The 8862-nt window shown below is 70.3% G+C and carries 11 protein-coding genes and 2 pseudogenes; 10 read left to right on the top strand and 3 right to left on the bottom strand.

The features are described from left to right. The 8 genes and pseudogenes from hisI to tatC form a co-directional block, all read left to right on the top strand. Positions 1 to 387 (top strand): phosphoribosyl-AMP cyclohydrolase (gene hisI / locus AC30N0_RS17920; RefSeq protein ID WP_489519249.1); only part of this gene is annotated, 387 nt, incomplete at its 5' end. 7 nt (positions 388 to 394) lie between these two features. Continuing rightward, positions 395 to 757, top strand: a complete 363-nt coding sequence (locus AC30N0_RS17925; protein WP_489519250.1) for a phosphoribosyl-ATP diphosphatase — start codon at positions 395 to 397, stop codon at positions 755 to 757. Next, positions 754 to 1134 carry a DUF4870 family protein gene (locus tag AC30N0_RS17930; RefSeq protein ID WP_489519251.1) on the top strand — a complete coding sequence of 127 codons (381 nt, stop codon included), beginning with the start codon at positions 754 to 756 and terminating at the stop codon, positions 1132 to 1134. The genes AC30N0_RS17925 and AC30N0_RS17930 overlap by 4 nt, the downstream gene beginning before the upstream one ends. Before the next feature lie 7 nt (positions 1135 to 1141). Beyond that, positions 1142 to 1489: a histidine triad nucleotide-binding protein gene (locus tag AC30N0_RS17935; protein ID WP_489519252.1), complete on the top strand. Its 348-nt coding sequence runs from the start codon at positions 1142 to 1144 to the stop codon at positions 1487 to 1489. Between the two features lie 34 nt (positions 1490 to 1523). Then, on the top strand, positions 1524 to 1763 hold the full coding sequence (gene tatA / locus AC30N0_RS17940) for a Sec-independent protein translocase subunit TatA (RefSeq protein ID WP_489519253.1): 240 nt from the start codon (positions 1524 to 1526) through the stop codon (positions 1761 to 1763). Between the two features lie 16 nt (positions 1764 to 1779). Then, a pseudogene (gene tatB / locus AC30N0_RS17945) lies at positions 1780 to 2011 on the top strand (Sec-independent protein translocase protein TatB); the annotation flags it as partial. A 110-nt stretch (positions 2012 to 2121) separates the two neighbouring features. Further along, positions 2122 to 2262, top strand: a pseudogene (gene tatB, locus AC30N0_RS17950) (Sec-independent protein translocase protein TatB); the annotation flags it as partial. Continuing rightward, positions 2259 to 3047 (top strand): twin-arginine translocase subunit TatC, encoded by a 789-nt coding sequence (tatC, locus tag AC30N0_RS17955; protein ID WP_489519254.1) that lies wholly within the window; start codon positions 2259 to 2261, stop codon positions 3045 to 3047. The pseudogene tatB (AC30N0_RS17950) and the gene tatC, both read left to right, overlap by 4 nt. Positions 3048 to 3056: 9 nt before the next feature. Here tatC and AC30N0_RS17960 read toward each other — a convergent pair whose 3' ends face one another. Continuing rightward, positions 3057 to 4235 (bottom strand): S1C family serine protease, encoded by a 1179-nt coding sequence (locus AC30N0_RS17960; RefSeq protein WP_489519258.1) that lies wholly within the window; start codon positions 4233 to 4235, stop codon positions 3057 to 3059. Positions 4236 to 4292: 57 nt separating this feature from the next. Between AC30N0_RS17960 and pdxA the strand changes: the two genes are divergently transcribed. After that, on the top strand, positions 4293 to 5324 hold the full coding sequence (gene pdxA / locus AC30N0_RS17965) for a 4-hydroxythreonine-4-phosphate dehydrogenase PdxA (protein WP_489519255.1): 1032 nt from the start codon (positions 4293 to 4295) through the stop codon (positions 5322 to 5324). Positions 5325 to 5355: 31 nt separating this feature from the next. On the opposite strand, the gene AC30N0_RS17970 is transcribed toward pdxA, so the two are convergent. Together AC30N0_RS17970 and mscL are read right to left on the bottom strand one after the other, a co-directional pair. After that, positions 5356 to 8019: a DUF1631 family protein gene (locus tag AC30N0_RS17970; protein ID WP_489519256.1), complete on the bottom strand. Its 2664-nt coding sequence runs from the start codon at positions 8017 to 8019 to the stop codon at positions 5356 to 5358. A gap of 154 nt (positions 8020 to 8173) precedes the next feature. Further along, on the bottom strand, positions 8174 to 8596 hold the full coding sequence (mscL, locus tag AC30N0_RS17975) for a large conductance mechanosensitive channel protein MscL (protein WP_489519257.1): 423 nt from the start codon (positions 8594 to 8596) through the stop codon (positions 8174 to 8176). A gap of 153 nt (positions 8597 to 8749) precedes the next feature. Here mscL and AC30N0_RS17980 point away from each other — a divergent pair. After that, positions 8750 to 8862 (top strand): ubiquinol-cytochrome c reductase iron-sulfur subunit N-terminal domain-containing protein (locus AC30N0_RS17980; RefSeq protein WP_489519259.1); only part of this gene is annotated, 113 nt, incomplete at its 3' end.

The raw sequence follows: 8862 nt of genomic DNA on the forward strand, positions 1-8862 counted from the left end.
GACGAGGTGAAGTGGGGTGCCGACGGCCTCGTTCCGGCGATCGCCCAGGAGGTCGGCAGCAACGACGTCCTGATGGTCGCCTTCATGAACCGCGCCGCCCTCGAGCGGACGGCCGAGCTCGGCGAGGCCGTGTACTGGAGCCGCTCGCGCCAGCGCCTCTGGCGCAAGGGCGAGGAGAGCGGCCACGTGCAGAAGGTGCGCGAGCTGCGCCTGGACTGCGACAACGACGTCGTGCTCCTGCGCGTCGAGCAGGCCGGCCAGGCCGCGGGGGAGGCGTCGATCGCCTGCCACACGGGACGGCACTCGTGCTTCTTCCAGCGCCTCGAGGGCGATGGGTGGAAAGCGGTCGACCCGGTCTTGAAAGATCCGGAACGGATCTACAGGTAGGGCGGCGATGAACACCGGCGCTGCACAGGGCAACGACACGCTGGCGCGCCTGGCCGGCGTCATCGAGGCCCGGCGCGCGGGCGACCCGGCCACCAGCTATGTCGCACGGCTGTTCGCCAAGGGGCCGGACGCCGTCCTGAAGAAGATCGGCGAGGAGGCGACCGAGGTCGTCATGGCCTGCAAGGACGGCGAGGCCGGGCGCATCGTCGCCGAAGTCGCCGACCTCTGGTTCCACACCATGATCGCCCTGGCCGCGCACGGCTTGCGGCCGGCCGACGTGCTCACTGAACTCGAGCGCCGCGAGGGGCTCTCAGGGCTGGAGGAGTTCGCGGCCCGCAAGATGCAACACAGGGAAAGGGACGGCACATGAACGACGTGGTCGAAGTCACCACCGACTCGGATCGCAACCTGCGCACGGTCGGGCACATCAGCTATGCCTTGCACGCGATCGTCGCTGTGGGCGCGGTGGTGCCGGGCTTCCAGCCCGGCGTGCTGCTCCTCATCGCCGCCTTCATCCTCGACCTGGTCAAGCGCAGCGACGCCGCCGGCACCTGGCAGGAGTCGCACTTCCGCTGGCGCATCCGCAGCGTGCTCTGGGCCGCCGGCCTCTACCTCCTGACTTCGCCGCTGTTCCTGCTCCTGTTCCTGCCGGGGCTGCTCGCGTGGATGGCGGTGTCGATCTGGTTCCTGTACCGGGTCGTGCGCGGATGGCTGGCGCTCAACGACGGCCGGCCGATGCCCACCTGAAGCCGCCATGCAGCGCGACCCGACCTGCATCTTCTGCCGCATCGTCGCCGGCGAGATCCCCAGCCGCAAGGCCTACGAGGACGACGACATCCTCGTCTTCCACGACATCCAGCCCTGGGCGCCGGTCCACGTGCTCGTGATTCCCAAGGCGCACATCGGCAGCTTCTACGATGCGACCGAGGAGCACACGGGGCTGCTCGGCCGCATGTTCGCGCTGGCGCCCAGGCTCATGCGCGAGCACGGTGTGACGAACGGTTTCAGGACCCTCGTCAACACCGGTCCCGACGGTCGCCAGGAAGTACCGCACCTCCATGTGCACGTCATGGGCGGTCCCCGGCCGTGGCTGAAGGGCTGACCTAGAATTCCGTCATTCCTCACCGGAGAAAATCATGGGTTCATTCAGTGTCTGGCACTGGTTGATCGTGCTGCTGATCGTCGTGCTGATCTTCGGCACGAAGAAGCTGAAGAACATGGGCAGCGACCTCGGCGGCGCCGTCAAGGGCTTCAAGGACGGCGTGCGCGACGGCACCGCCAGCCCGGCCGATCCGGCCGCGCCGACGCAGCAGGTGGGCACGGCGCGCACCCTCGACCCGGGCACCGTCGACGTCGAAGCGAAGACGAAGACCTGATTCCGGTCGCGTCCGCATGATCGATTTCGGCTTCGACAAGATCGCCCTGATCAGCGCCGTTGCCCTGATCGTCATCGGTCCGGAGAAGCTGCCGCGTGTCGCCCGCACCGTCGGCACGCTCCTGGGCAAGGCGCAGCGCTACGTCGCCGACGTCAAGGCCGAGGTGAACCGCTCCATCGAGCTCGAAGAGCTCAAGAAGATGAAGACGCAGTTCGAGGACGCCGCCCGCAACGTCGAGCAGACCGTCTCGAGCGAGGTCAACCAGACTACCGCGGACCTGAACGCCGCCTGGCAGACGCCGGCCGACGAGTTGCCGGCCAACAGCGGCCAGCACGTCGGCTGGACGCCGCAGCCCCAGTACACGCGGCCGAAGAAGAACTGGCGCCTGAAGCGGGGCGCGATGCCTCAGTGGTACAAGCAGAAGAACGGCATCCGGGCCAGGGCGCAGTCGGGTGCGGCGCGGGTGGCGCGCTTCAGGCCGCCCCGCGCGCCGGCGTGAGCAGCGCCCCCGACAAGGATCCGGACGAGCTGGCGGGGACCGAGCAACCGTTCGTTTCCCATCTCGTCGAGCTGCGCGATCGCCTGATCCGGGCCGCGCTGGCGATCGGCGTCTGTTTCGCCGTGCTGTCGATCTGGCCCGGCCCCGGCCAGCTCTACGACCTGCTTGCCGCGCCGCTGGTGCAGCACCTGCCCAAGGGCACGACGATGATCGCCACCAACGTGATCTCGCCGTTCCTGGTGCCGCTCAAGATCACGCTGATGGCCGCCTTCCTGGCGGCGCTGCCGGTCGTGCTGTACCAGGTCTGGGCCTTCGTCGCGCCGGGCCTCTACACGCACGAGAAGAAGCTGGTCCTGCCGCTGGTGGTCTCGAGCACGCTGCTCTTCTTCCTCGGCGTCGCCTTCTGCTATTTCTTCGTCTTCGGCCAGGTCTTCACCTTCATCCAGAGCTTCGCGCCCAAGAGCATCACCGCGGCGCCGGACATCGAGGCCTACCTCAGCTTCGTGCTGACCATGTTCATCGCCTTCGGTGCCGCCTTCGAGGTGCCGATCGCCGTCGTCGTGCTCGCGCGCATGGGCATCGTCAGCATCGAGAAGCTGAAGGCATTCCGCTCCTACTTCATCGTGCTCGCCTTCATCATCGCGGCGATCCTGACGCCGCCGGACGTCGTCTCCCAGCTCGCCCTGGCGATCCCGATGTGCCTGCTCTACGAGGTGGGGATCTGGGCGGCGGCGATCTTCATCAAGCATACCCAGGCGCCGGCCGAGGAAAAGACGACGAGCTGAAGCGGGCGCTCAGCGCTCGGGCTGCACCGGCCGCGACGGCGGGCGCTGCCCGACCGTGACCTTCACCTCGAGCCGGGTGTCGCCCCGCTGCACGCCGATGGTCGCGGCCTCGCGCGGCTTCAGCGCCGCCACGGCGTTCAGCAGCTGCGGCGTGCTCGTCACCGTCGTGCCCTCGATGCGCAGGACGACGTCGCCCGGGCGCAGGCCGCCCTCGCTGGCCGGGCCGCCCTGCACCACGCCGGTGATGAGCACGCCCTGTTTGACGGACAGGTCGAGCGTCCTGGCGATCTCCGGGGTCAGGTCGCGCGGCTCGACGCCGATCCAGCCGCGCGTGACGCGGCCCTCCTTGATGAGCCCTTCCATCACCTGCCGAGCTGTGCTGACCGGGATCGCGAAGCCAATGCCGAGGCTGCCGCCGCTGCGCGAGAAGATCGCGGTGTTGATGCCGAGCAGGTTGCCGCTGGTGTCGACGAGGGCGCCTCCCGAGTTGCCGGGGTTGATGGCGGCGTCGGTCTGGATGAAGTTCTCGAAGATGTTGATGCCGAGGGCGTTGCGGCCGAGCGCGCTGATGATTCCCGAGGTCACCGTCTGGCCGACGCCGAACGGGTTGCCGATGGCCAGGACGACGTCGCCCACCTGCAGCTTGTCGACGTCGCCGAAGGCGACGACGGGCAGCTTGTCGAGGTCGATCTTGAGGACGGCGATGTCCGACTCCGGATCGGCGCCGATGGTGCGCGCGCGGGCCGTGCGGCCGTCGCCGAGGGCCACCTCGACGTCGTCGGCGCCTTCGATCACGTGGTTGTTGGTGAGCAGGTAGCCGGCCGGCGAGACGATGACGCCGGAGCCGAGCCCGACCTGGCGCTCGCGGGGCTGCCGTGCCCGGTCGCCGAAGAAGAAGCGGAACGCCGGATCGTCGGCGCGCGGATCGCGCGCCGCCATGCGGCTGGCGGTGATGCTGACGACTGCCGGCGAGGCGCGCCGTGCCGCCTCGCTGTAGCTGGTCGGCGCGTTCGGGTTGCCGAGGATCGAGACGCTCTGCGCCGGTGCCGGCAAGGGGACGATCGTCGGCGCCGAGGCGGTGGCCTGCTGCCGCCAGGGCACCCAGGTCGGCTGCAGCGTCGACACCACGAACAGGATCGCCACCGCGACCGTCACGGTCTGCGAGAAGAGGAGCCAGGCCTTGCGCATCGCTGTCACGGGAGAGTTCGACGCATTATCGACGCCGGTCGGCGACGACAATGGTGCATGGCTTACCCGACGCGGCCGCCGATCGCGCTGACCATGGGCGATGCCTGCGGCATCGGCCCGGAGATCGTCGCGCGCTTCTTCCGCACGCCGGCGTCGCGCCAGTGCCTCGTCCTCGGCGACGTCGGCGTCATGCGCCGGGCCGCGGCCCTCACCGGGGGAATGCTGCCGGTCGTGGCGCTCGACGACGTCGCCTCGACCGCCGAGGCGCCGCCGGACTGCCTGCCGGTGCTGCCCGTGGCCGGCCTGCCGGCCGACCTGCTCGCGGCACCGCTCGCCCGGGTCGACGCCCGCGCCGGTGCGGCTGCCGCGCGCTGCATCGAGCGCGCCGTCGCCCTGGCCCTGGACGGCGAGGTGGCGGCGATCGTCACCGCGCCGATCCACAAGGAGGCCTTCGCCGCCGCCGGCGTCGCCTTCCCGGGGCACACCGAGATGCTGCAGGCCCTCGTCGCGGGGGGCGGGCGCCTGCCGCCGGTGCGCATGATGCTGGCCAGCGACGAGCTGCGCATCGTGCTCGTGACCATCCACATGTCGCTGCGCGCGGCGATCGACGCCGTCACCTACGACGCGGTGCTCGAGACGATCCGCATCGCCGACGCGGCGGCGCGCCGCTTCGGCATCCCCCGGCCCCGGATCGGCGTGGCCGGACTGAACCCGCACGCCGGCGAGGGCGGCCTGTTCGGCGACGAGGAGATCCGCATCGTCGGGCCGGCGGTGGTCGCGGCACGCGCCGAGGGCATCGACGCACGAGGGCCGTTCCCGCCGGACACCGTGTTCATGCGCGCGCGCCATGCCGCCGGGCATCCGGGCGAGTTCGACGTCGTCGTCGCCATGACCCACGACCACGGCCTGATTCCGGTCAAGTATCTCGGCGTCGAGGAGGGCGTCAACGTGACGCTGGGCCTGCCTTTCGTGCGCACCAGCCCCGACCACGGCACCGCGTTCGACATCGCCGGCACCGGCGCCGCCGACCCCTCCGGCCTGGCCGCTGCGGTGCGGATGGCGCGGCGCCTGTCTGCGGCGACCGGCTGAGGCGCGGCTGCCGGCGGGTCCGGCTCGCCGGTCAGTGCTTGGTCGGTGCGTTCAGCTCGGCGAGCTGCTTGCGGGCCCGGTGCGTGGCGCGCTCCATGAGGTAGGCGCTCTCGACGGCGCGGAAGCGCCCGGTCTCGCACATGCGCGCGAGCATGCGCGAGGTCATCGAGATCGTTTCCTGGTGCTTGGCGCCGCGCGTGAAGACGAAGAAGCTTCGCCCCGAACTCACGTGCGCGAGGCGGACTTTCTGCCACTCGTCCTTCAAGTGCATCTGGTAGGCAAAGCCGAGCTTGATGTGCTCGATCAGCTGCGCGCCGCGCGTCGGCTCGCCCGGCTCCCCCGATTCCGTGGTGTCCCCCAGCTGCGCCTTGGCGTCGGGGTCGATCTCGGCGGCCATCGACGGCGTCACCGGTTCGGCCGGCTGCAAGCCGCCGCCGAGCGTCGGCTCGCCTTCCTTGCCGCTCTTGACCTCGCCGGACCAGTCGACCGACGCCTCGGCGACGAAGCCGACCTGGAGCGCCTCGTCGGCGCTGAAGCGGCGCTCGATCACCTCGGCGGGCACGTCGGGCACCGGCTCCGAGCGCATGAAGCTCTCGACCGCTGGCACCGGCGCCGCGAATACCGACTCCGCCTGCTTCGCAAGCAGGTTGTGGTCGAGCTCGGACATCGCCTGGCCCTTGAGCGACTCGGCATGCGCGGGGAGCAGCTTGCCGAAGAACTCCTTCTGCGCTGCCTCCGGCCAGCCGATCATCCTCATGCCTTCGTTGAGGTCCTTCATCAGCGGCGGCAGCTGCATGAGGAACTTCTTGCGCAGGGTCGGCGAGCCCTTCGGCTGGATGCTCATCACGAGGTCGGTGCCGACGCGCCGATAGCGCTTGGCGCGGTCGGAGTCCGGCCCGTCGCGGCGGGTGGCGAGGACGAGCGCCTGGCTCCAGACCTGGGCCAGGAACTCCTGCAGGTAATCGGGCAGGGAGAGCAGGCCGAGCGCGCCGCGCAGGTGCAGCATGTAGCGCTGCTGGATGCGCAGCTCCGATTCCTTGGCCTCGAGCGTGCCCACGGCGCCCGAGGCCTTGACCTCGCCTTCGCTCTGCTCGGCGATGAAGCCCTCGAGCTCGGCGACCTTCTCCGCGTAGAGCTCGATCTGGTCGAAGTCGCCCTGCACGATCTCGTCGACGAGCTTCCTGACGCGCTGCAGGAACTGCGCGCCCGGGCCGCTGTCGAAGTCGTCGAAGGCGCAGGCCAGCGACGCGATCCGGTTCACGAACCGGCGCACCGGATGGCGGCGGGTGGAGAAGAAGGTCGGGTCGTTGAGGGCGACGCGCAGCACCGGCAGCTGCAGCCGGGCGATCTCGCGCGCCATCTGCGGCGGCACCCGCGAGTCGGACAGGATCTGGTCGAACAGGCTGCCGACGACGTCGATCACCATGTGATCGAGCTTGCCGGACGAGGCCTGGATCAGCTCCTCGCGGTGGGCCCGGATCAGGTTCACCGCCATCAGGCCGGTCAGGCCGTCGCCGTAGGTGCCGGGCGAGCCGCCGCTGTCGCCTGCAGGCACGCCGCCGCGCGAGTCCGGTCCGCCGCCGGAGCGTGCCAGCGCGCCGAGCCGCTCGACACCGCCTCCCGACACGCCGCTGCCGCCGCTGGCGCTGAAGCCGGCGGGCACCAGGCCGCCGGAACGCCCCGGCGGGGCGGCGCCGCGCGCCCCTGGCGGCCTGCGCACGCTGGCAGCATCGAGCTCGCCGGAACGGCTCGCAGCGACGCTCAGGCGGCGCAGCAAGGTCATCAGCTGCTCGTCGGCCTCGGCGGTCATGCGCGCCCGCGAAGGCGTCGTGCGGAAATCGGCGGGGGGCCCGCGCGTGCTGTCGGGCGGCGGGCTTCGCCCGGGAAAGGCCGTGGCGAGCGCTCGCCGGTGCGCGGCGAGGAGGTCCGCGTCGCTTCCGGTGTCGAGCGGCTCCGCGAGCTCGCCGTAGCCGCTGCGGCTCGAGCTGCGGCCGTCGCGCGGCAGGCTGGCGTAGCCTGAGTTGCCGGCACCGAGCTGGTTGCCCGGGCCCTCGACCGTGCGCACCGTCAGGTTGACGGGCCGGATGCCGCGTTCCTGCAGCATCGCCAGGATCTCCGCGTAGCAGCCCGGCATCGCCTGAGCCATGGCATGGCCGAGCTCGCGGGCCAGGATGCGGCGGCTCTCGCGCTCGCCGGAGATGGCCTCGATGCCGCGGTGCAGGGCAGCGCCGACGACCTCGGCACGCAGCGGGTTGCGCTCGTCGTCGGCCCGGCCGAGGCCGAGCAGCGCACCCATGTAGGCGGCCAGCTCGCGCAGCTGCCACTCGCACTCGTGCGAGATCATCTGGCCGAGGCGGACGAAGTTCATCTGCTCCTCGACCTCCTTCTCGTCGACGAGGCTGAGGGTCTGCCAGTCGGCCGATTCCAGCTTGCGCTTGGTGTCGACGCGGGGCGCCACCTCCTTGGCGACACGTTCCCGCAGCGCTTCGTGCAGGGCGCCCTGGAAGGCGCCTAGGTTGCGGCGCAGCTCCTGCTGGGTGGCGATCAGCTGGTCGCGCTCGCTGATCCGGGTCGCGGCCTGGGCGAGCGCGCTGAGGTGCTCGGCCACGCGCATCGCCGCCGCCGAGGCGGCGGTCCGGATCTGGTTCGTGGCCGCATCGAGGGCGGCCTGCACGCGTGGTTCGATGGGATTCATCTCGGGCAAGAGCCGCGCTGGGTGTCAGCGGCGCGCAAGAAGCACCTCGGATGGGCGTACCTGCTTCTAGTATGAGCCCAAGACGAGGCCCGGGCCCGGCACTGCGTCACGCTCCGTCGGCGTGGCGCGAACCCTCCCATCGCGTCAGCACGCCCTAGCGCCTCAGCGAGTCCCGTATCTCGCGCAGCAGGACGGTGTCCTCGGGGATCGCGACCACGGCCGGCTCGGCCCGGCGCAGGCGGTTGATCTGCCTGATCATCATGAAGATGATGAGGGCGAGGATCAGGAAGTTGAGGGCCACCGTCAGGAAGTTGCCGTAGGCCAGGAGCGGCACGCCGGCCTTCGTCAGCGCGTCGTAGGTCATCGGTCCGCCGTAGCTGGCCGGCGGCGGTGCGAGCATCAGGAAGTAGTTGGAAAAGTCGAGTCCGCCGAAGATGCGGCCGACCACGGGCATGATGATGTCCTTCACCAGCGAGTCGACGATCTTGGCGAAGGCCGCACCGATGATCACGCCGACGGCGAGGTCGACCACGCTGCCCTTCGAGGCGAACTCTTTGAACTCCCCGACCCAGGCCATGCGCGTTCCTCCCGCGTGTCGATGCCCGCGTGGGCCGGCTTGCGAGTATTCCCGGCGTCCACCGGAAGTCAAGCCGGGCGAGCGTGCCCGGTCGCGCTTGACGCCTCCGCTAGAATTGCGGGTTGACCTCTTGCGTCTCGTCCGAGGACTTAAATGAGTGACCAGAAGATCGACGGTGGCAAGCGCACCTGGATCATTGCATCGGGCTGCGCAGGCGCCGTCGGCGCAGGTTTCGTGGCCGTTCCCTTCGTCAGCAGCTTCCAGCC

Source organism: Rhizobacter sp., assembly GCF_031412495.1.
Taxonomy (GTDB): Bacteria; Pseudomonadota; Gammaproteobacteria; order Burkholderiales; family Burkholderiaceae_C; genus Schlegelella_A.